The sequence below is a fragment of the Streptomyces sp. DT224 genome (genome assembly GCF_049844595.1).
In the GTDB taxonomy this organism is placed as follows: domain Bacteria; phylum Actinomycetota; class Actinomycetes; order Streptomycetales; family Streptomycetaceae; genus Streptomyces.
The window spans coordinates 250,879-270,116 of the sequence record NZ_JBNCLI010000011.1; the positions used below are offsets into that span (position 1 = coordinate 250,879).

General features: G+C 71.2%; 23 protein-coding genes. 14 read left to right on the plus strand and 9 right to left on the minus strand.

The features are described 5' to 3' along the window. Nucleotides 1–51: 51 nt before the first annotated feature. Nucleotides 52–1,596, plus strand: a complete 1,545-nt coding sequence (gene hutH / locus ACLQ2N_RS27345; protein WP_425817123.1) for a histidine ammonia-lyase — start codon at nucleotides 52–54, stop codon at nucleotides 1,594–1,596. Nucleotides 1,597–1,612: 16 nt separating this feature from the next. Here the strand turns inward: hutH and ACLQ2N_RS27350 are convergent, their stop codons facing one another. Then, nucleotides 1,613–1,903: a hypothetical protein gene (locus ACLQ2N_RS27350; RefSeq protein ID WP_425816888.1), complete on the minus strand. Its 291-nt coding sequence runs from the start codon at nucleotides 1,901–1,903 to the stop codon at nucleotides 1,613–1,615. A gap of 411 nt (nucleotides 1,904–2,314) precedes the next feature. On the opposite strand from ACLQ2N_RS27350, the gene ACLQ2N_RS27355 reads away from it, so the two are divergent. The 7 genes from ACLQ2N_RS27355 (at nucleotide 2,315) to ACLQ2N_RS27385 (ending at nucleotide 8,732) form a co-directional block, all read left to right on the plus strand. After that, nucleotides 2,315–3,580 carry a L,D-transpeptidase gene (locus tag ACLQ2N_RS27355; protein ID WP_425816890.1) on the plus strand — a complete coding sequence of 422 codons (1,266 nt, stop codon included), beginning with the start codon at nucleotides 2,315–2,317 and terminating at the stop codon, nucleotides 3,578–3,580. Between the two features lie 146 nt (nucleotides 3,581–3,726). Then, nucleotides 3,727–5,196, plus strand: a complete 1,470-nt coding sequence (locus ACLQ2N_RS27360) for an ABC transporter permease (protein WP_425816892.1) — start codon at nucleotides 3,727–3,729, stop codon at nucleotides 5,194–5,196. A 35-nt stretch (nucleotides 5,197–5,231) separates the two neighbouring features. After that, nucleotides 5,232–5,918, plus strand: coding sequence for an ABC transporter ATP-binding protein (locus tag ACLQ2N_RS27365; RefSeq protein ID WP_425816894.1), 687 nt, complete (start codon nucleotides 5,232–5,234; stop codon nucleotides 5,916–5,918). A gap of 96 nt (nucleotides 5,919–6,014) precedes the next feature. After that, on the plus strand, nucleotides 6,015–6,374 hold the full coding sequence (locus ACLQ2N_RS27370) for a DUF1330 domain-containing protein (protein ID WP_425816896.1): 360 nt from the start codon (nucleotides 6,015–6,017) through the stop codon (nucleotides 6,372–6,374). 348 nt (nucleotides 6,375–6,722) lie between these two features. After that, entirely contained in the window at nucleotides 6,723–8,102 is a 1,380-nt protein-coding gene (gdhA, locus tag ACLQ2N_RS27375) for an NADP-specific glutamate dehydrogenase (RefSeq protein WP_425816898.1), read from the plus strand. A gap of 103 nt (nucleotides 8,103–8,205) precedes the next feature. Further along, nucleotides 8,206–8,466, plus strand: coding sequence for a type II toxin-antitoxin system Phd/YefM family antitoxin (locus tag ACLQ2N_RS27380; RefSeq protein ID WP_161212904.1), 261 nt, complete (start codon nucleotides 8,206–8,208; stop codon nucleotides 8,464–8,466). Then, a complete protein-coding gene (locus tag ACLQ2N_RS27385; protein ID WP_425816900.1) occupies nucleotides 8,463–8,732 on the plus strand; it encodes a type II toxin-antitoxin system RelE family toxin in 270 nt (89 codons plus the stop codon). Before ACLQ2N_RS27380 ends, ACLQ2N_RS27385 begins: the two co-directional genes overlap by 4 nt. Nucleotides 8,733–8,788: 56 nt before the next feature. Here ACLQ2N_RS27385 and msrA read toward each other — a convergent pair whose 3' ends face one another. Continuing rightward, the gene (msrA, locus tag ACLQ2N_RS27390) at nucleotides 8,789–9,454 is read right to left on the minus strand and encodes a peptide-methionine (S)-S-oxide reductase MsrA (RefSeq protein ID WP_425816902.1); all 666 of its coding nucleotides are present in this window, start codon (nucleotides 9,452–9,454) and stop codon (nucleotides 8,789–8,791) included. Between the two features lie 62 nt (nucleotides 9,455–9,516). Next, nucleotides 9,517–10,623 carry a hypothetical protein gene (locus tag ACLQ2N_RS27395; RefSeq protein WP_425816904.1) on the minus strand — a complete coding sequence of 369 codons (1,107 nt, stop codon included), beginning with the start codon at nucleotides 10,621–10,623 and terminating at the stop codon, nucleotides 9,517–9,519. A 67-nt stretch (nucleotides 10,624–10,690) separates the two neighbouring features. Here ACLQ2N_RS27395 and ACLQ2N_RS27400 point away from each other — a divergent pair, with 67 nt between their 5' ends. Beyond that, a complete protein-coding gene (locus tag ACLQ2N_RS27400; RefSeq protein WP_425816906.1) occupies nucleotides 10,691–11,836 on the plus strand; it encodes a cystathionine gamma-synthase in 1,146 nt (381 codons plus the stop codon). 61 nt (nucleotides 11,837–11,897) lie between these two features. Here ACLQ2N_RS27400 and ACLQ2N_RS27405 read toward each other — a convergent pair whose 3' ends face one another. From ACLQ2N_RS27405 to ACLQ2N_RS27420, 4 genes are read right to left on the minus strand one after another with little or no spacing between them, the layout of a single operon-like run. Beyond that, a complete protein-coding gene (locus tag ACLQ2N_RS27405) occupies nucleotides 11,898–12,083 on the minus strand; it encodes a DUF1059 domain-containing protein (RefSeq protein WP_425816908.1) in 186 nt (61 codons plus the stop codon). Nucleotides 12,084–12,139: 56 nt separating this feature from the next. Next, nucleotides 12,140–12,388 carry a hypothetical protein gene (locus tag ACLQ2N_RS27410; RefSeq protein ID WP_425816910.1) on the minus strand — a complete coding sequence of 83 codons (249 nt, stop codon included), beginning with the start codon at nucleotides 12,386–12,388 and terminating at the stop codon, nucleotides 12,140–12,142. Next, nucleotides 12,385–12,873, minus strand: coding sequence for a sigma factor-like helix-turn-helix DNA-binding protein (locus ACLQ2N_RS27415; protein ID WP_425816912.1), 489 nt, complete (start codon nucleotides 12,871–12,873; stop codon nucleotides 12,385–12,387). The genes ACLQ2N_RS27410 and ACLQ2N_RS27415 overlap by 4 nt, the downstream gene beginning before the upstream one ends. Nucleotides 12,874–12,930: 57 nt before the next feature. Continuing rightward, the gene (locus ACLQ2N_RS27420; protein WP_425816914.1) at nucleotides 12,931–13,461 is read right to left on the minus strand and encodes a MarR family winged helix-turn-helix transcriptional regulator; all 531 of its coding nucleotides are present in this window, start codon (nucleotides 13,459–13,461) and stop codon (nucleotides 12,931–12,933) included. Nucleotides 13,462–13,617: 156 nt separating this feature from the next. Between ACLQ2N_RS27420 and ilvA the strand changes: the two genes are divergently transcribed. The 3 genes from ilvA (at nucleotide 13,618) to ACLQ2N_RS27435 (ending at nucleotide 16,799) form a co-directional block, all read left to right on the plus strand. Beyond that, entirely contained in the window at nucleotides 13,618–14,847 is a 1,230-nt protein-coding gene (gene ilvA / locus ACLQ2N_RS27425) for a threonine ammonia-lyase (RefSeq protein ID WP_425816916.1), read from the plus strand. Between the two features lie 102 nt (nucleotides 14,848–14,949). Further along, a complete protein-coding gene (locus ACLQ2N_RS27430) occupies nucleotides 14,950–15,936 on the plus strand; it encodes an ATP-binding cassette domain-containing protein (protein WP_425816918.1) in 987 nt (328 codons plus the stop codon). Further along, a complete protein-coding gene (locus ACLQ2N_RS27435) occupies nucleotides 15,933–16,799 on the plus strand; it encodes an ABC transporter permease (protein ID WP_425816920.1) in 867 nt (288 codons plus the stop codon). Before ACLQ2N_RS27430 ends, ACLQ2N_RS27435 begins: the two co-directional genes overlap by 4 nt. A 58-nt stretch (nucleotides 16,800–16,857) precedes the next feature. Here the strand turns inward: ACLQ2N_RS27435 and greA are convergent, their stop codons facing one another. Next, nucleotides 16,858–17,355 (minus strand): transcription elongation factor GreA, encoded by a 498-nt coding sequence (gene greA / locus ACLQ2N_RS27440; RefSeq protein ID WP_018101005.1) that lies wholly within the window; start codon nucleotides 17,353–17,355, stop codon nucleotides 16,858–16,860. A gap of 183 nt (nucleotides 17,356–17,538) precedes the next feature. Continuing rightward, nucleotides 17,539–17,955 (minus strand): DUF4307 domain-containing protein, encoded by a 417-nt coding sequence (locus tag ACLQ2N_RS27445; protein WP_425816922.1) that lies wholly within the window; start codon nucleotides 17,953–17,955, stop codon nucleotides 17,539–17,541. 152 nt (nucleotides 17,956–18,107) lie between these two features. Between ACLQ2N_RS27445 and mca the strand changes: the two genes are divergently transcribed. Further along, entirely contained in the window at nucleotides 18,108–18,989 is an 882-nt protein-coding gene (gene mca / locus ACLQ2N_RS27450; RefSeq protein ID WP_425816924.1) for a mycothiol conjugate amidase Mca, read from the plus strand. Nucleotide 18,990: 1 nt separating this feature from the next. Then, nucleotides 18,991–19,218 carry a hypothetical protein gene (locus ACLQ2N_RS27455; RefSeq protein ID WP_425816926.1) on the plus strand — a complete coding sequence of 76 codons (228 nt, stop codon included), beginning with the start codon at nucleotides 18,991–18,993 and terminating at the stop codon, nucleotides 19,216–19,218. The last annotated feature ends 20 nt before the right edge of the window (nucleotides 19,219–19,238 follow it).

Genomic DNA, 19,238 nt, shown 5'->3' on the forward strand with positions numbered 1-19,238 from the left:
CGACCACTGGTGACATGAAGGGTTTCAATCCGTACGCTGATGAATATGGATATGCATACAGTCGTGGTGGGGACGTCCGGCACCACCGCTCAGGACGTCATCGCCGTGGCCCGCGGCAACGCCCGCGTCGAGCTCTCCGCCGACGCGGTGGCCGCGCTGGCCGCCGCCCGCGAGATCGTGGACGCGCTCGCCGCCAAGCCCGAGCCGGTCTACGGCGTCTCGACCGGCTTCGGCGCCCTGGCCAGCCGCCACATCAGCCCCGAGCTGCGCGCGCAGCTCCAGCGCAACATCGTCCGCTCGCACGCCGCCGGCATGGGCCCGCGCGTCGAGCGCGAGGTCGTCCGGGCCCTGATGTTCCTGCGGCTGAAGACGGTCGCCTCCGGCCACACCGGCGTACGGCCCGAGGTCGCCCAGACCATGGCCGACCTGCTGAACGCCGGGATCACCCCCGTCGTCCACGAGTACGGTTCGCTCGGCTGCTCCGGCGACCTGGCGCCCCTGTCGCACTGCGCGCTGGCCCTGATGGGCGAGGGTGACGCGGAGGGCCCCGACGGCACCGTCCGCCCGGCCGGTGAGCTGCTGGCCGCGCACGGCATCACCCCCGTCGAGCTGCGCGAGAAGGAGGGCCTGGCCCTCCTCAACGGCACCGACGGCATGCTCGGCATGCTGATCATGGCCCTTGCCGATCTGCGGACGCTCTACACCTCGGCCGACATCACGGCGGCCCTCTCCCTGGAGGCCCTGCTCGGCACGGACAAGGTCCTCGCCCCCGAGCTGCACGCCATCCGCCCGCACCCCGGCCAGAGCGCCAGCGCGGACAACATGCTGCGGGTCCTGGCGGGCTCGGGCCTCACGGGCCACCACCAGGATGACGCGCCGCGCGTCCAGGACGCCTACTCGGTGCGGTGCGCGCCGCAGGTCAACGGGGCGGGCCGGGACACCCTCGCGTACGCCGCGACCGTCGCCGACCGCGAGCTGGCCGCCGCCGTGGACAACCCGGTGGTGCTTCCCGATGGGAGGGTGGAGTCGAACGGCAACTTCCACGGGGCGCCCGTCGCGTACGTCCTGGACTTCCTGGCCATCGCCGCCGCGGACCTGGGCTCGATCACCGAGCGCCGGACCGACCGGCTGCTCGACAAGAACCGCTCGCACGGGCTGCCGCCGTTCCTGGCCGACGACGCGGGCGTCGACTCCGGCCTGATGATCGCCCAGTACACCCAGGCCGCCCTGGTCAGTGAGATGAAGCGGCTCGCCGTCCCGGCCTCCGCCGACTCCATCCCGTCCTCCGCGATGCAGGAGGACCACGTCTCGATGGGCTGGTCGGCCGCCCGCAAGCTGCGCACCGCCGTGGACAACCTCGCCCGGATCGTCGCCGTCGAGCTGTACGCGGCGGCCCGCGCGGTCGAGCTGCGTGCCCAGCAGGGCCTGACCCCGGCCCCCGCCACGCGCGCCGTCATCGAGGCGCTGCGGGCCGCCGGTGTCGAGGGCCCGGGCCCCGACCGCTTCCTGTCGCCGGACCTGGCCGCCGCCGACGCCTTCGTGCGGGCGGGCGGACTGGTCGCGGCCGCGGAGCCGGTCACGGGGCCGCTGGCCTGACCGGGCCGGGCCTGCGTCAGAGCGCGGGGCGCGGGCCCGTCCGGCGGGACGCATACGTCACAAAACCGGCCCCGATGCCCAGGAAGGCGACACCGCCGAGCACGTACGGGGTGGTGTCGCGGCCCGTCCCGGTCTCGGCGAGGACTCCGGTACCCGCGTCGTCGTCCGTCGTCGCCGCGCCGCCGGCCACCGTGCCGGGCGCGGTGCCCGTATCGCCCGTGGCGTTGGCCGACGGGACGAACCACAGGGCGCACAGCAGTGTTCCCGCGGCAGTGGCGGTCAGGAGCGGGCGGCGGGCGATGGCCAAGGAATCGGTCCCCCTTGCTACGGCCGGAAGTCCGGCTCGTCCCGATGCTAGGGCCTGGCATTCGGATCACGCCAGGGCCCGGTGAACGCATGGCGGCCGGGCCGCCGGGGAACGCGTCCACGGCGGGGGAGGCTCCGCGCGTCCCGCACAATGGGAGGGAGGGCGACGGCTGCGGCGGCCCGGAGCGGCGGGTCCGACCTGCGGGAACACCGTCCCCGCCCGCTCATGGCGGACCGGAGCCGGTCCGTGTCGCGGACGCGGGAACCACCGCCCCCGGCACGGCGTCGAAGAGTGGTGTTCCCCACACATTCGACGGACGTGGAACGGGGATCCCGTACAAGGGGTTCTTGGAACATTGACGGGGTTGCGCGTTGAGCGGCCTTGTTCGGGGTTTTGGGGATTTCGGCAACGATGGAGAAGCGTGTGATGACGGACAGCAAGCGGCGCAAGGGCCTGATGGCCGCGTCCGCACTGCTCGGCGGCGTACTGGTGCTTTCCGCCTGCGACGACGGCGGCGACAAGGGCGGTCCCAGCCCCGAGAGCTCGAAGTCCCAGGCGGCCGACGTCGACAAGGCGGCGGCCCAGGAGACCTCCGAGGCGCAGATAACGATCGCGCCCAAGAACGGCGCGGCCAACGCGAGCATCAACAACGCCGCCAAGGTCACCGTCGCCAAGGGCAAGCTGACCTCCGTCACCATGACCGCGGCCGACGGCAAGAGCGTCGCGGGCACCCTCTCCGCCGACGGCACGAGCTGGAAGCCGGACGCCCAGCTGGAGCGCTCGACCACCTACAAGGTCAGCGCGACGGCGAAGGACGCCAAGGGCCGCGAGGCCCACGAGAACTCCTCCTTCACCACGGTCTCGCCCGCCAACAGCTTCATCGGGAACTTCACCCCCGAGGACGGCTCCACGGTCGGCGTCGGCATGCCCGTCTCGATCAACTTCAACAAGCCGATCACCGACACCAAGGCCGTCCAGGACGGCATCAAGGTGACGTCCAGCAGCGGCCAGGAAGTCGTCGGCCACTGGTTCAACAACCAGCGCCTGGACCTGCGTCCCGAGAACTACTGGCAGGCCGGCTCGACCGTCACCCTGAAGCTGTCCCTGGACGGCGTCGAGGGCGCGGACGGCGTCTACGGCGTGCAGCAGAAGACGGTCACCTTCAAGGTCGGCCGCGCCCAGGTCTCCACGGTGGACGCCAAGACGCACATGATGACCGTCACCCGGGACGGCAAGACGCTCAAGACCATCCCGATCTCCTCGGGCTCGCCCGACAACCCCACGTACAACGGCCAGATGGTGATCTCCGAGAAGTACAAGGAGACCCGGATGAACGGCGCCACCGTCGGCTTCACGGACGACGACGGCAAGGGCGAGTACGACATCAAGGACGTGCCGCACGCCATGCGGCTGTCCACGTCGGGCACCTTCATCCACGGCAACTACTGGGGCAAGGGCATCTTCGGCAAGGTCAACACCAGCCACGGCTGCGTCGGCCTGGAGGACGCCAAGGGCGCCGGCGACCCCAACACGCCCGCCGCCTGGTTCTACAACAACTCCATGGTCGGCGACGTCGTCATCGTCAAGAACTCCCCGGACAAGACGATCCAGCCCTCCAACGGCCTCAACGGCTGGAACCTCAGCTGGGCCGAGTGGACGGCGGGCGCGACCGCCTGACCGGCCCTCCCGGCCGAACCCCACCCCGTACGCCGAAGGCGGCGGCACCGGAATCCGGTGCCGCCGCCTTCGGCGTACCCACAGTTCTCATCCTGCTCTCACGGTGGCCTTAACCCAGCATCACGAGCCGTTCCTAACCTCGCGCCATGTTCTTCACCTACCTCCGGCGCGAGCTGCGCCGCCGCAGAAAGGCGGCGCTCGTCGTCGCCTCCGGGCTCGCCCTCGGCATTGCGCTGGTCATCGTCGTCAGTTCCGTCTCCTCGGGCATGGGCAAGGCCCAGGACAAGGTCCTCGAATCGCTGTACGGGCTCGGCACGGACATGACCGTCACCAAGGCGGCCACCGCGCCCGGGTCCGGCTCCACCGGACGCCCGAAGTTCGAGTTCGACGCCAAGGACAACGACGACGACGCGACCCAGAGCACGGACCGGGTCATGGTCCAGGGCTTCCGGACCCTGGCCGCCTCCACGGTCACCGACGTCGGCGAGCAGGACGGCGTCGCCGGCGCGGTCGGCGGGCTGAGCCTGTCCGTCATGAAGGTGGACGGGCAGTTCAAGCGCGGCGAGTTCAAGCAGGAGGGCGGTACGGGCCAGGGCGGCGGCGGACGCGGGCCCGGCGGCGGCAGCGGCATGCCGCAGGGTGAGGTCAAGGGCGGCGGCGCCTCCTTCGACGTCAACTCCTACACGGTGTACGGAACCGACGTCACCCAGCAGGACCTCGGCCCGCTCACCTCCTCGAAGATCACCTCCGGCCGTACGTTCAAGACCACCGAGACGAACGCCGAAGTGGCCGTGGCCGACTCCGCGTACGCCAAGGAGAAGAGCCTCGCCACCGGCAAGACCGTGACCATCCACGGCACGAAGTTCACGATCATCGGCGTCTCGACGGCCGACAGCGGCGACGCCGCCGCCAACCTCTACATCCCGCTCAAGCAGGCCCAGACCCTGTCCGACTCGAAGGACAAGGTCACCACGGTCTATGTGAAGGCCACGGACTCGCAGCGGATCGACACCGTCAAGTCGGCCATCCAGAAGAACATCTCCGGCACCACGGTCACCACCTCCGCCGACCTCGCGGACACCGTCTCCGGCTCCCTGTCCACCGCGTCCGACCTCGCCGCCGGCGTCGGCAAGTGGCTCTCCCTCGCGGTCCTGGCCGCCGCGTTCCTGGTCGCCGGGCTCCTCACCTCCTCCGCCGTCAGCCGCCGGGTGCGCGAGTTCGGCACGCTGAAGGCCCTCGGCTGGAAGAGCGGCCGGGTGACCCGCCAGGTCGTCGGCGAGGCCCTGGTCAACGGCCTCGTCGGCGGCGTGCTCGGCATCGCCGTCGGCCTGGCCGGCGCCTACGCGGTCACCGCCGTCAGCCCCACGCTCACCGCCGAGCTGGGCTCCTCCGCAGGCGGCGGGATGCGCGGCGGCATGATGGGCGGCGGCGGGCCCGGCTTCGGCCGGCAGAGCGCGTCCAAGGCCCTCGACATCGCGCTCACCGCGCCCGTCTCCCTCTCCGTCATCCTGACCGCCGTCGCCCTGGCCGTGGCGGGCGGACTCATCGCGGGCGCCTTCGGCGGCTGGCGCGCTTCCCGGCTGCGCCCGGCGGACGCGCTGCGCCGCGTCGAGTAGCAGCCCGGACCCCACACCCCGTCAGGAGAACACCCATGTACACCCTTCACGGCGTCACCAAGCAGTACCGGCGCGGCAAGTCCACCGTGCACGCCCTCGCCGGCGTCGACCTCACCATCGAGGACGGCGGCCGCCTGGTCATCCAGGGCCCCACCGGCGGCGGCAAATCCACTTTGCTCCAGATGCTCGGCGGCCTGGACCGCCCCACCGCCGGGAGTATCGAGCTCGACGGCATGGACCTGGCGAAGCTCAGCGAGGCCAGGCTCACCAGGGTGCGCGCGGAGAACATCGGCTTCGTCTTCCAGAGCTTCAACCTCATCCCGACGCTCACCGCCCAGGAGAACGTCGAGACCGCGCTCGTCCCCCTCGGCGTCAAGGCGTCCGAGCGGCGCGCGAGAGCCGCCGAGGCGCTGGACTCCGTCGGGCTCGGCGAGCGTCTGGGCCATGTGCCCGGCGAGATGTCCGGCGGCCAGCAGCAGCGCGTCGCCATCGCCCGGGCCCTCGTCAAGCGGCCCAAGGTGCTCCTCGCGGACGAGCCCACCGGCAACCTGGACGAGTCCATGCGCGACGAGATCATGGAGGTCCTGGAGACCCTGTGGAAGGAGCACGGGCTCACCTTCGTCATGGTCACCCACGACAGCGCCCTCGCCCGCCGCGCCCCGCGGCTGGCCACCATCCGCAAGGGCAAGGTCACCATCACGGAGAACGCCGCGGCCGTCTGACCGCATGACCTCAGAGGTAATCGACGCCCTCCGGTTCCGTCGGCAGCATGGACCCCGTCAGCCGAACGGACGACCGAACGAACCGGAGGGCCCACCATGACCGCCTACGCCATCGCGTACCTGTACCCCGAGGGCCGCCCCGTCGGGGAGGTCATCGACTACATCGAGCGCATCCAGTCGACCCTGGACCCGTACGGCGGCCGCTTCCTGGTGCACAAAGCGCCGGTCGCGGTGGTCGAGGGGGCGCGGCCCGGTGCGGTGGTCGTCATCGGGTTCCCCTCCCTCGGGGAGGCGCGCACCTGGTACGCCTCCCCGGCCTACCGGGAACTGGTGCCGCTGCGGGCCCGGAACATGGCGGGGGACGTGGTGCTCGTGGAGGGCGTCGCGCCGGACTACGACCCGAGGGGGACCGCTGCGGCGCTCCGGGCGGAGGCGGCGGCCACCCCGGCGGCGTAACGCCCGCATTTCCGGAACCTCACCGCCGAGGTGACGCGGCTGTGAGATTCACCACTTCAGCGGCGGCCCGGACGCGGCCCCGACCCGGCCAATCACGCCCGGAAGCGGCCTCGTGCAAGGCCGTTGGCCCAGGTCCGGGGCTTCCGGGGGTCCGATCACCCTGTGGATGCCCCGGGCCAAGGCGCCGGACCACTGGGAGAATCGATACGCCACGACGGTCCTGTCACGCCGCGCTCGCGAGCGGTACCCGCGATGTTCCGGCGACACCCTCAATGGGGAGGGGGACCTGGCGCCCCTCGGGACGGGGGCGCCCCGCGTATGAGCCGACCCATGGAAGGTCTTGATCAGATGCCGGTCACCCCTGACTCCGCCACCTCGCACGCCGCCGAGCACCGCATCATCGAGCCGTTGTACGCCGAGGTCCTGCGCCGCAACCAGGGCGAGAAGGAATTCCACCAGGCGGTCCGGGAGGTCCTGGAGACCCTCGGTCCGGTGCTGGCCAAGCGGCCGGAGTTCGTGGACGCCCGGGTCATCGAGCGCATATGCGAGCCGGAGCGCCAGCTCATCTTCCGGGTGCCGTGGTCGGACGACTCGGGCGACATCCACGTCAACCGCGGCTTCCGCGTCGAGTTCTCCAGCCTGCTCGGCCCGTACAAGGGCGGTCTGCGCTTCCACCCGTCCGTCAACCTCGGCATCGTGAAGTTCCTCGGCTTCGAGCAGATCTTCAAGAACGCCCTCACCGGCATGCCCATCGGCGGCGGCAAGGGCGGCGCGGACTTCGACCCGAAGGGCCGCTCCGACGCCGAGATCATGCGGTTCTGCCAGTCCTTCATGACCGAGCTCCACCGCCACGTGGGCGAGTACACCGACGTGCCCGCCGGGGACATCGGCGTCGGCGGACGCGAGATCGGCTACCTCTTCGGCCAGTACAAGCGGATCACCAACCGCCACGAGTCCGGTGTCCTCACCGGCAAGGGCCTCGGCTGGGGCGGCGCCCTGGTCCGCACCGAGGCGACCGGCTACGGCTGCGTCATGTTCACCGCCGAGATGCTGCGCAGCCGGGGCGAGTCCCTGGACGGCCAGCGCATCTCCGTCTCCGGCTCCGGCAACGTCGCGATCTACGCCATCGAGAAGGCCCAGCAGCTCGGCGCGACCGTCGTCACCGCCTCCGACTCCGGCGGCTACGTCGTGGACGACAAGGGCATCGACCTCGACCTGCTCAAGGAGATCAAGGAGCGCGGCCGCGGCCGCATCTCCGAGTACGCCGAGCGGCGCGGCGCGCACGTGAAGTACGTCGAGGGCACCGGCGTCTGGAACGTCCCCGTCGACGTGGCCCTGCCCTGCGCCACCCAGAACGAACTGCACGAGGCCGACGCGCTCGCCCTCGTCCGCAACGGCGTCAAGGCGGTCGCCGAGGGCGCCAACATGCCCACCACCCCCGAGGCCGTCCGCGTCTTCCAGGACGCCGGCGTGGCCTTCGCCCCCGGCAAGGCGGCCAACGCGGGCGGTGTGGCCACCAGCGCCCTGGAGATGCAGCAGAACGCCTCGCGCGACTCCTGGACCTTCGCCCACACCGAGCAGCGCCTCGCGGAGATCATGCGCCACATCCACGACTCCTGCTTCACCACCGCCGAGAAGTACGGCAGCCCCGGCAACTACGTCGTCGGCGCCAACATCGCCGGCTTCGAACTGGTCGCCGACGCGATGCTGGCCCAGGGCCTCATCTGACCCCGGCCACGCAACGCGAAACGGGCCCGGGGACCCTTCCCCGGGCCCGTTCCCGTCTTCCGAAGGGCGGGCTTGTGTACACGTTTATGTGTACAGTTGATATATGACTGAAACCGTGACCGTGCGCGAGGCCCGTATGCACCTGGCGGAGGTCATCGACAGGGCCGAGTCCGGGGAAACGACGGTGGTGACCCGCAACGGCAAACGCGTTGCCGCGCTGGTCCCGATAGAGGTTCTTGACGCCTTGGACGCGGCTGCCGATGAACTGGCCGCCCGGGAGGCGGAGGCGCACCGTCAGGACCCGACCGTCGGCATGGCGGAACTCCTCGCCGACCTCTTCGAGGGTGAGAGTCCGGCCGCGTGAAGTACGCCTTCCGCTTCACCGCTCACGCCCAGCGCCAACTGCGCGCGATCGACCGGCAGGACGCGCTCCGCATCCTCACAGCCATCACCCCGCTCGGCGACGACCCATGGCGGGCGGACGCGGATGTCAAGAAACTCGCGGGGCACGACGGGCTCTACCGGGTGCGCGCCGGAGACTTCCGGGTGGTGTACGAGGTACGCGGCGACGTGCTGGTCATCCTGGTCCTCCACCTCGGACACGGGAGCGATGTGTACCGGAGCCTGTGAGGCCGGCCGAACGGGACGGGCCCGGGGCGCTTGCCCCGGGCCCGTTCCCGTATCGCTCAGCTGTCCGCGGGGGCCACGCCCACCGGGCAGGAGACGCCCGTGCCGCCGATGCCGCAGTAGCCGCCCGGGTTCTTGTCGAGGTACTGCTGGTGCGCCGGTTCGGCGGGGTAGAAGGGGCGGCCCTCGGCCGGCAGGATCTCCGTGGTGATCTCGCCGTGGCCGGAGGCCGTCAGGACCTTCTGGTACGCCTCGCGGGAGGCCTCGGCTGCCTCCGCCTGCTCGGGGGAGTGGGTGTAGACCGCGGAGCGGTACTGCGTGCCCACGTCGTTGCCCTGGCGGAAGCCCTGGGTCGGGTCGTGGGACTCCCAGAACAGCTTCAGCAGCTCGCCGTACGTGACGGTCCTCGGGTCGTACACGACGCGGACCGCCTCCGTGTGGCCGGTGAGGCCCGAGCAGACCTCCTCGTACGCGGGGTTCTCCGTGTAGCCGCCCTGGTAGCCGGCGAGCGTCGTCCAGACGCCGTCCGTCTGCCAGAACTTGCGCTCGGCGCCCCAGAAACAGCCCAGCGCGAAGTCGGCGGTCTCCAGGCCCTCCGGGTACGGGCCCAGCAGCGGATTGCCCAGCACCGTGTGCCGGGCCGGGACGGTGAACTCGGGGACGGAACGGCCGCGCAGGGCCTCCTCCGGGGTGGGGAGCTGAGGGGTGCGGCGGTGCAGGAACATGCGGGGGCTCCTCCTGGGTCGGGCGTGCTGTCGGTAGAACGCGCGGAGCGCCCTGCGGATTCCTAGCGCGGCAGCGACGCCGGGCTGCCGCCGTTCGCCTCGTAGCCCGCCACCGCCAGCGCCCGGTACACCGCGTACTCGGCTGCCGGGTCCTCGCTCGCCGTCCACGGCAGCGCGCCCACGTACCCGTCGATGTGCACCAGCTGGTGCACCGCCTCCGACCAGCGCTCCATCCGCACCAGGAACAGCACCAGCAGATGGCGCACGTGCGGCAGCATCGGGTCGTCGGCGCGCGCCGCGTGCACCGCGAACATCGCACCCTCCACGGCCCGGGTCACCACCTGGCTCTCGTAGAAGCCGCGCACCAGATTGACCTCGGGCAGATGCTCGTACACCGCGAACAGCGGCAGCCCGGCCAGCAGCGAGCCCCGCGGGGCGCGGGCGGCGGCGGCCGTCGCGAAGCGGTCGGCCTCCTCGCGCGAGCCGTGCCACCGCTCGCTCCAGAAGTGCAGGGCCGCGATGTGGGCGCCCATGTGCGCCGGGGCCCGGTCGATGATCTTCGCCCACAGCCGGTCGAACTCCTCGCCGGAGTAACCCAGTCCGCGCGCCACCGCCAGCTCAACGATGTACGGGACCGGATCGCCCGGGGCCAGCAGGGCGGCCTCGCCGATCACCGTACGGGCCTCCTCCAGGAGGATCCGGAAGTCGTCCGTACCCGCCGTGGACGAGCGCCACGCCTGCTGCACCAGGAACTCCGCGTGCACCGCCGCGGCGCCCGCGTCCTTCGGCGCCTCCGCGCGCCACTTGCGCAGCCACGCCCCGCCGACACCCGGCTGTCGCAGCAGCTCCAGCGAGGCTGCCCCGGCGAACGCCTGTACCCGCTGCCAGCGCAGCTCGCCCTCCTTCGGCGTCCCGGCCAGCAGCTGGGACGCGGCGCGCCACTCCTGCGTGTGCTGCACGACCTCCAGCACGTCCAGCAGGTCCTGGTCCGGCCCAGGCGTCCGGACGTCCAGCTCCTCCTGGCGTACGAAGCCGTAGTCCTGCGGATCGGCGGCGTCGGGGGAGCCGGGCGCCGCCAGCCGGATGCCGCCGCCGCGCCGGCGCAGCACGTACGGGCCGATCGCGGCGGTCAGCAGGCACAGCGCGAGCAGGAACCACAGAATCTCCATGCCCCCATTGTCACTGGACGGCCCAGTACCCCGGTGAGCGCCCTCGCGACGAACTACGCTCGGCCCCATGAGCGACCAGCACAGCTTCGAAACCCGCGCGATCCACGCGGGGAACACCGCCGACCCCCTCACCGGCGCCGTGGTCCCGCCCATCTACCAGGTGTCCACGTACAAGCAGGACGGCGTGGGCGGACTGCGCGGCGGTTACGAGTACAGCCGCAGCGCCAACCCGACCCGCACCGCCCTGGAGGAGAACCTCGCGGCCCTGGAGGGCGGCCGGCGCGGGCTCGCCTTCGCCTCCGGCCTCGCCGCCGAGGACTGCCTGCTCCGTACGCTGCTGACCCCCGGCGACCACGTGGTCATCCCGAACGACGCCTACGGCGGCACGTTCCGGCTGTTCGCGAAGGTCGCCTCGCGCTGGGGCGTGGAGTTCTCCGTCGCCGACACCTCGGACGTGGCGGCGGTCCGCGCGGCGATCACCCCGCGCACCAAGGCGGTCTGGGTGGAGACCCCGTCCAACCCGCTGCTCGGCATCACCGACATCGCCGCCGTCGCCCAGGCCGCCCGCGACGCCGGGGCACGGCTCGTCGTGGACAACACCTTCGCGAGCTCCTACCTCCAGCAGCCGCTGGCGCTCGGCGCGGACGTCGTGGTGCACTCCACCACCAAGTACATGGGCGGCCACTCGGACGTCGTCGGCGGCGCGCTGATCGTCAACGACCCCGACCTGGCCGACGAGCTGGTCTTCCACCAGAACGCGATGGGCGGCGTGGCCGGCCCGTTCGACGCCTGGCTGGTGCTGCGCGGCATCAAGACGCTCGCCGTGCGCATGGACCGCCACAGCGAGAACGCCACCAAGGTCGCCGAGCTGCTGACCCGGCACCCCAAGGTCGCCCAGGTCCTCTACCCGGGCCTGCCCGAGCACCCGGGCCACGAGGTCGCCGCCAAGCAGATGCGGTCCTTCGGCGGCATGGTGTCCTTCCGCGTCGAGGGCGGCGAGAAGGCGGCGGTCGAGGTCTGCAACCGGGCGAAGCTGTTCACCCTGGGCGAGTCCCTGGGCGGCGTCGAATCGCTGCTGGAGCACCCCGGCCGCATGACGCACGCCTCGGCCGCGGGCTCCCCGCTGGAGGTCCCGGCCGACCTGGTCCGCCTCTCCGTCGGCATCGAGAACGCGGACGACCTCCTGGCGGACCTGACGCAGGCGCTGGGCTGAGACGTATGAGCGGGTGAAAGGGAGGGCGGGGCCGGACTCTTCGGTCCCGCCCTCCCGGGCTTCAGGCCGGCTCGTCCTCCAGCGACGCCCGGACCTGCTCCCGCAGCTCGGGGCCGTCGGTGTGCTGGTGGACGGAGACGGCGTGCTCGCTCGCGGCCCGCACGACTTCCTCCTCCTCGCCGGCGATCGTCAGCGAGCAGTGCGTCTCACTCGGATACTTGCGGCAGTCAGCGATTTTTCGGGTCATGGCAGCCTCCCGACCACTCCTTTCCAGGGTAGTCCGGAACGCCCGGCCCGCCGCGCCTACCGGACTACCACCGGCGTCGTCTCCGCGGGCGGCGCCTCCCAGGGCCGGACCGTCAGCGCCCACACCGTGAAGACCACCACCGCCGCGAACAGCGCCAGCGCCCAGAGCCGGAGCAGCGCCCGCCGTCGCCGCAGCAGCCGGGCGCCCCGCTCCGCCGCCGACGCCGCCAGATCGGCGGGCACCTGCGGACGCGGGCCCTCCAGCATCCGGCGCACCTCGTCCTCGCGGCGCCCGGTGCCGCTCACGGCGCGGCGCCGAGCAGCCGGGCCGGGCACCGGCGCGCGGTCGGGTTCCTGGTGCCGCGCATCGTGGCCACCGACCGGTTGCAGACCGCGCGCACCCGGTCCTCGGGCAGCCCGAGCAGGGCCGCCGTCTGCTCCTCGGGGACCCCTTCGTACAGCCGCAGCACCAGGACGAGACGTTCCTGCGGGGTCAGCCGGTCCAGCAGGCCGCCGCGCGGCCGGTGGTGGCGCCACGCCTCGCGGGCGAACCGGGCCGCCAGCTCCTGCCGGGTGCGGTCGTACGGGTCCTCGCCCCGCAGTCGTTCCCAGTCGGCGAACGTCCGGGCCAGCGAGGCCGTGAGCAGCCGCCGCGCGTGCGGGTGACGACCGTCCGCCGGTTCGGCGGTGAGCAGCGTGGCCGTGTGCAGCAGACGGCCCGCCGCGCCCGCGACGAAGGACTCGAAGTCCTGGGCGCGGCCCCGCCGCGGGCCCGCATGACGCTCTCGCACACGTCAATCCGAGCGCGCCGCGGCTCCCAGGTCAACCCCCTGGGACCCGGCGGGTGTTCAGTTCGCGGGAGCCGTCTGGTGTGCGGTCTGCCGGGCGGCCAGCGCGGCGTTGAACCGGGTGAGCAGCGCGCAGAACGTGTCCCGCTCCTCCTCGCTCCACCCGTCCGTCACCTGCGACATCAACTCCCGCCGCGAGTCCCGGACCTCGTCCAGCCGGGCCTGGCCGCGCGGTGACAGCTGGAGGACGACCGCCCGGCCGTCCTCCGGGTGCGAGGTCCGCTTCACCAGGCCGGTGTCCACCAGCGGGGCGACCTGACGGGTCACCGTGGACGAGTCGATCCCCATCCCGGCGGCCAGCGCCTTGACGCCCATCGGCCCTTCCAGGTCCAGCCGGTTCAGCAGCAGATAGGCCGCCCGGTCCATGGAGTTGCGCACCTGGCCCACCCCGCCGAGACGGGTCTGCTCGGCCCGGCGGGCGAATACGGCCACCTGGTGCTGGAGGGAGTCGAGAACGTGGTCGGGACCCGGGTTTTCCGGGGCAGCGCCCCCGGAAGGAGACGAGGCAGTCGTCATGTCCTGAGGGGGCATGGCCGGGGGCTCTCTTCGTACGGTGTCGGATGGGTGGGGGACAGAGTACGCGGCCCCGGGGCAACGCGTACCAGCGCTGCACAAACCTGCGGACATCGGCGCAGGACGGCACGGCAAGCGGCGGCCGGAACCCCTGCGAGCTGCAAGACTTACGGTATGAACTTCCCGTCGCCCGGCAGCTTTCCCCCCGTGATCCTCGACGACGTCCGGGGGGCGCAGAAGATGCTCTCCGGGGTCGCCAAGGTCACCCCGCTCGAAGGGAGCCGCCATCTCTCGGGCCTCGTGGGCGCGCCCGTCCTCTTCAAGTGCGAGAACCTCCAGCGGACCGGCTCGTTCAAACTGCGGGGCGCCTACGTACGCATCTCGGGACTCACCCCGGTCGAACGCGCCGCGGGGGTCGTGGCCGCGAGCGCCGGGAACCATGCGCAGGGTGTCGCCCTCGCGTCTGCCCTTCTCGGCGTACGCTCCACGGTCTTCATGCCTGTCGGGGCCCCCTTGCCGAAGGTGGCCGCCACCCGCGAGTACGGGGCCCGGGTGCGGCTGCACGGCACCGTCGTGGACGAGACCCTGGCCGCCGCGCAGGAGTACGCGCGCGAGACCGGCGCGGTGTTCATCCACCCCTTCGACCACGCCGACATCATCGCCGGGCAGGGGACGGTCGGCCTGGAGATCCTGGAGCAGTGCCCCGAGGTCCGGACGATCGTCGTCGGCATCGGCGGCGGCGGGCTCGCGGCCGGCATCGCGGTCGCGGTCAAGGCCGTCCGGCCCGACGTGCGCATCGTCGGTGTGCAGGCGGCCGGTGCCGCGTGCTACCCGCCGTCCCTGGCGGCCGACCGCCCCGTCTCCATCAACACGCTCCAGACCATGGCGGACGGCATCAAGGTCGGGCGCCCCGGCGACGTGCCGTTCGCCCTGGTCAGGGACCTGGTGGACGAGGTGCGTACGGTCTCCGAGGACGAGCTGTCCAGCGCCCTGCTGCTCTGCCTGGAGCGGGCCAAGATGGTGGTCGAACCCGCCGGGGCGAGCCCGGTCGCCGCGCTCCTCAGCGACCCGAAGGCGTTCCACGGCCCGGTGGTGGCGCTGCTCTCCGGCGGCAACGTGGACCCGCTGCTGATGCAGCGCATCCTCACCCACGGCATGGCGGCGGCCGGCCGCTACCTCAGCCTGCGGCTGCGGCTCACCGACCGGCCCGGCGCGCTGGCCGCCATGCTCGGCGTGCTCTCGGTCGCCGACGCCAACGTGCTGGACGTCAGCCATGCCCGTACGGACCCCCGGCTCGGCCTCACCGAGGCGGAGGTGGAGCTGCACCTGGAGACGAAGGGGCCCGAGCACTGCGACGACGTGAAGGCGGCGCTGCGGGACGCGGGGTATCTGGTGATGGGCTGACACGTATGCCCCCACTTGTGTGTTCATCGGGCATCGCGCTCCCGGCCTCCCTAGGATCTGGATCCGAGAGGTAGCCATCCGAACGCACTGGGGGAATCCCATATGCCAGGCGCCATCTACGCCGAGGGGCTCGTCAAGACCTTCGGTGACGTCCGAGCACTCGGCGGCGTCGACCTCGACGTGCCGGAAGGGACCGTACTCGGGCTCCTCGGTCCCAACGGGGCCGGCAAGACGACCGCCGTCCGGGTCCTGACGACGCTGCTCAGGCCGGACAGCGGCACCGCCTTCGTGGCGGGGATCGACGTCCTGAAGCATCCCAACGAGGTGCGGCGCTCGATCGGGCTCTCCGGCCAGTTCGCCGCCGTCGACGAATACCTGACCGGCCGCGAGAACCTCCGCATGGTCGGCCAGCTCTACCAGATGAGCGGACGCGCGGCGAAGGCCAGGGCGGGCGAACTCCTCGACCGCTTCAACCTGGCCGACGCGGCGGACCGCCCCGCCAAGACGTACTCCGGAGGCATGCGCCGCCGCCTCGACCTGGCGGCGGCGCTCGTCGTGTCCCCGCCGGTCATGTTCATGGACGAGCCGACGACCGGCCTCGACCCGCGCAACCGCCAGCAGCTCTGGGAGGTCATCGAGGAACTGGTGGCCGGCGGTACGACCCTGCTGCTGACCACGCAGTACCTGGAGGAGGCGGACCACCTCGCCCACGACATCTGCGTGATCGACCACGGACGGGTCATCGCACGCGGCACCTCCGACCAGCTCAAGGCCCGCATCGGCGGCGAACGCGTCGAGGTCGTCGTCCACGACCCCGAGCAGATCGAGCCGGCCCGCACCGTCCTCACCCGCCTCGGCAAGGGCGAGACCGCCGTCCTGCCGAACATGCGCAAGCTGACCGTCCCGGTCGACGGCGGCGCCAAGCTCCTCGCCGAGGTCATCCGCGACCTGGACGCCCAGGGCGTGGAGATCGACGACATCGGACTGCGCCGCCCCACGCTGGACGACGTGTTCATCTCCCTCACCGGCCACGCGGCCGAACAGGAGAAGAACGAAGCCGGGACCCCGGGATCGGAGACGGAGAAATGAGCGCCCTCAGCGAAACCGCCCGCACGGCCGCCCCCCGGCCGGGCGGCGGCATCGGCCAGTCGGTCCGCGACTCGCTGGTCATCGGCAAGCGCAACCTCATCCGCATGACCCGGATCCCCGAGATGATCCTCTTCGGGATCATCCAGCCGGTCATGTTCGTGGTGCTCTTCACGTACGTCTTCGGCGGCTCGATCGCCATCCCGGGAGCGGGCGTCAGCGCCAGTGCCTACAAGGAATTCCTGATGGCCGGCATTTTCGCGCAGACGGTGACCTTCGCCACCGCGGGCGCCGGCGCGGGCATCGCGGAGGACATGCACAAGGGCCTCATCGACCGGTTCCGGTCGCTGCCGATGGCGCGCGGCGCGGTGCTGACCGGGCGGACGCTGGCCGACCTGGTGCAGACCGCCGTCACGCTCGTCGTCCTCGCGGGCGTCGCGCTGCTCGTCGGCTGGCGGACCCACGAGAACATCGGCAAGGTCCTCGGGGGCTTCGGCCTGCTTCTGCTGCTGGGCTACGCCTTCACCTGGATCGGCGCGCTGATCGGCCTGACCGTCCGCACCCCGGAGGCGGCCACCTCCGGCGGTCTGATCTGGCTCTTCCCGCTGACGTTCATCTCGAACGCCTTCGTGCCGGTCAACGGGATGCCGACGTTCCTCCAGTACGTCGCCGAGTGGAACCCGTTCAGTGCGACGGTGGCGGCGGCCCGTGAACTGTTCGGCAACACGATCGCGGGCGTCCCGAAGTCGGTGACCGGCGCCTGGCCGATGGAGCACCCGGTCTGGGCCTCGCTGATCTGGTCGGTGCTGATCATCGTGGTCTTCCGGACCCTGGCCGTACGCAAGTACCGCTCGGTCTCCCACTGAGGACCCGGACACGGAAGAGCCCCGGCCGCGGCCGGGGCTCTTCGCCGTGCGGGAAGGATCAGCCGGTGTACGGCTTCGCCGACAGGATCTTCACCGTGGCGGTCTTGCCGTTCGGCAGCTCGTAGTCGGCGTTGTCGCCGGTCTTCTTGCCGTTCACGCCCACGCCGAGCGGCGACTGCGGCGAGTACGTCTCGATGTCCGCGCTCGCGTACTCACGGGAGGCCAGAAGGAAGGTCATCGTGTCGTCCTCGTCGCCGTCGAAGGCGATCGTCACGACCATGCCGGGCTCGACAACGCCGTCGTCGGCGGGCGCCTCGCCGACCTTCGCGTGCTCGAGGAGCTGGGTCAGCTGGCGCACCCGGAGCTCCATCTTGCCCTGCTCCTCCTTGGCCGCGTGGTACCCGCCGTTCTCGCGCAGGTCCCCCTCCTCACGGGCCGCCGCGATCTTGACGGCGATCTCCGTGCGCGCGGGACCAGACAGGTACTCCAGCTCGGCCTTGAGCTGGTTGTACGCCTCCTGCGTGAGCCAGGTGACGTTTTCGCTGGTCTGGGTCACAGGGTGCTCCTCGTCGGTACTGGGAATACAAAGCAACGCCCTACCCGCAAGCATGCGCTGCTACGGGTGGGCGAAACCACGAGCCTAACAATTCACCGGGAAAAGGGGGAGAAGGTAAGCGACCCGACCACGGAAACCGCAGGTCAGGGCCAGTCAAATGGGGTTACGACGGGCGTGCTGCGGTCAACTCGACGCCCCGCCGTCCTCCGTGCAGCCCAGCAGCTCGACGGCGGTCGCCCGGGAGGTCGTCCGCAGGGTCAGGATCTTGTCGATCCGGCCGCTGTCGTCGTCGAATCGGAAGTCCTTGCGGGCGACCTCCGTACCGTTCTCACTGAGCGAGCGGAGGGTGCAGTAGCCCTTGTCGTCCCGGCCCTTGCGGACCTCCAGGTGCACCTCTACGCGGTCGTCCGAGGTGACCTTGAACTTGATCATCTCGGCGCTGAGGCCCTTGCCCCCCACGTAGTCGAAGCCGATCCAGCCGACCACGCCCAGCAGGACGGCGCCGAGCACCGCGCCGATGACCTTGAGCCTGCGGTCCGCGCGCTGGTCCGCGGAGCGGCCGTAGCGGTTCTCGGGAAGCGCCTCGCGCACCGCTGCCATGATCGTTCCTCCCGTGCCGGGGATCGAGGAATTTTCCACCCCCCGGTTCGGTCACTATAGAAGTTGCCCACCCGCCACCCGACCGCCGCCCCGAGACCGGCGTCCCTGCGGGACGGCACCACCGATGGCGACCAATGACTGAGGATCGAGTCTTGACTGAGCAGCTTCGACTGATGGCCGTACACGCTCACCCCGACGACGAGTCGAGCAAGGGCGCGGCCACCATGGCCAAGTATGTGTCCGAGGGGGTGGACGTGCTGGTCGTGACCTGCACGGGAGGCGAGCGCGGCTCCATCCTCAACCCGAAACTCCAGGGCGACGCGTACATCGAGGAGAACATCCACGAGGTGCGCCGCAAGGAGATGGACGAGGCCCGGGAGATCCTGGGCGTGAAGCAGGAGTGGCTCGGCTTCGTGGACTCGGGCCTGCCCGAGGGCGACCCGCTGCCGCCGCTCCCCGAGGGCTGCTTCGCCCTGGAGGACGAGACCGTCGCGGCGGGGCGCCTCGTCGCGAAGATCCGCGCGTTCCGGCCGCAGGTCATCACCACGTACGACGAGAACGGGGGCTACCCGCACCCCGACCACATCATGACCCACACCATCTCGATGATCGCCTTCGAGGGCGCGGCGGACACCGAGAAGTTCCCCGAGGCGGAGTTCGGCCCCGCCTGGACGCCGCAGAAGCTCTACTACAACCAGGGCTTCAACCGGCCGCGCACGGTCGCCCTGCACGAGGCGCTGCTCGCCCGCGGCATGGAGTCGCCGTACGGGGAGTGGCTGGAGCGCTGGAAGGAGTTCGGCCGCCCCGAGCGCACGCTGACCACGCACGTTCCGTGCGCGGACTTCTTCGAGATCCGCGACAAGGCGCTGATCGCGCACGCCACGCAGATCGACCCGGACGGCGGCTGGTTCCGCGTCCCGATGGACATCCAGCGGGAGGTCTGGCCGACCGAGGAGTACGAGCTGGCGAAGTCCCTGGTCGATACTTCCCTCCCCGAGAGCGACCTCTTCGCGGGCATCCGCGACAATGCCTGATATGTACGCGACTCAGGCACTGACGAACCTCGTCCCGCTCGCCGAGGAACTCGACAAGAACAAGGTGACCCCCGGGGTCCTCGGCTTCATCGTCTTCGCGGCGCTCGCCGTGGGCGTGTGGGCGCTCATGAAGTCGATGAACCGGCACATGGGGCGGGTGAACTTCGAGGAGACGCCGGAGCCGGCGTCGGAGGAGTCGGCCGAGCCGGTGTCCGCGAAGCGGAAGTAGGACGGCGGGGCGCTCCGGTG

Bases quoted from the DNA above. Each gene is read 5' to 3' on its own strand.
- ACLQ2N_RS27455 (WP_425816926.1), top strand. From the start codon at position 18,991: ATGTACGCGACTCAGGCACTGACGAACCTCGTCCCGCTCGCCGAGGAA.
- ilvA (WP_425816916.1), top strand. From the start codon at position 13,618: ATGAACTTCCCGTCGCCCGGCAGCTTTCCCCCCGTGATCCTCGACGAC.
- ACLQ2N_RS27395 (WP_425816904.1), bottom strand. From the start codon at position 10,623: ATGGAGATTCTGTGGTTCCTGCTCGCGCTGTGCCTGCTGACCGCCGCG.
- ACLQ2N_RS27370 (WP_425816896.1), top strand. From the start codon at position 6,015: ATGACCGCCTACGCCATCGCGTACCTGTACCCCGAGGGCCGCCCCGTC.
- ACLQ2N_RS27405 (WP_425816908.1), bottom strand. From the start codon at position 12,083: ATGACCCGAAAAATCGCTGACTGCCGCAAGTATCCGAGTGAGACGCAC.
- ACLQ2N_RS27355 (WP_425816890.1), top strand. From the start codon at position 2,315: ATGGAGAAGCGTGTGATGACGGACAGCAAGCGGCGCAAGGGCCTGATG.
- ACLQ2N_RS27430 (WP_425816918.1), top strand. From the start codon at position 14,950: ATGCCAGGCGCCATCTACGCCGAGGGGCTCGTCAAGACCTTCGGTGAC.
- ACLQ2N_RS27420 (WP_425816914.1), bottom strand. From the start codon at position 13,461: ATGCCCCCTCAGGACATGACGACTGCCTCGTCTCCTTCCGGGGGCGCT.
- ACLQ2N_RS27400 (WP_425816906.1), top strand. From the start codon at position 10,691: ATGAGCGACCAGCACAGCTTCGAAACCCGCGCGATCCACGCGGGGAAC.
- msrA (WP_425816902.1), bottom strand. From the start codon at position 9,454: ATGTTCCTGCACCGCCGCACCCCTCAGCTCCCCACCCCGGAGGAGGCC.
- hutH (WP_425817123.1), top strand. From the start codon at position 52: ATGCATACAGTCGTGGTGGGGACGTCCGGCACCACCGCTCAGGACGTC.
- ACLQ2N_RS27445 (WP_425816922.1), bottom strand. From the start codon at position 17,955: ATGGCAGCGGTGCGCGAGGCGCTTCCCGAGAACCGCTACGGCCGCTCC.
- ACLQ2N_RS27380 (WP_161212904.1), top strand. From the start codon at position 8,206: ATGACTGAAACCGTGACCGTGCGCGAGGCCCGTATGCACCTGGCGGAG.
- ACLQ2N_RS27360 (WP_425816892.1), top strand. From the start codon at position 3,727: ATGTTCTTCACCTACCTCCGGCGCGAGCTGCGCCGCCGCAGAAAGGCG.
- ACLQ2N_RS27365 (WP_425816894.1), top strand. From the start codon at position 5,232: ATGTACACCCTTCACGGCGTCACCAAGCAGTACCGGCGCGGCAAGTCC.
- gdhA (WP_425816898.1), top strand. From the start codon at position 6,723: ATGCCGGTCACCCCTGACTCCGCCACCTCGCACGCCGCCGAGCACCGC.
- ACLQ2N_RS27435 (WP_425816920.1), top strand. From the start codon at position 15,933: ATGAGCGCCCTCAGCGAAACCGCCCGCACGGCCGCCCCCCGGCCGGGC.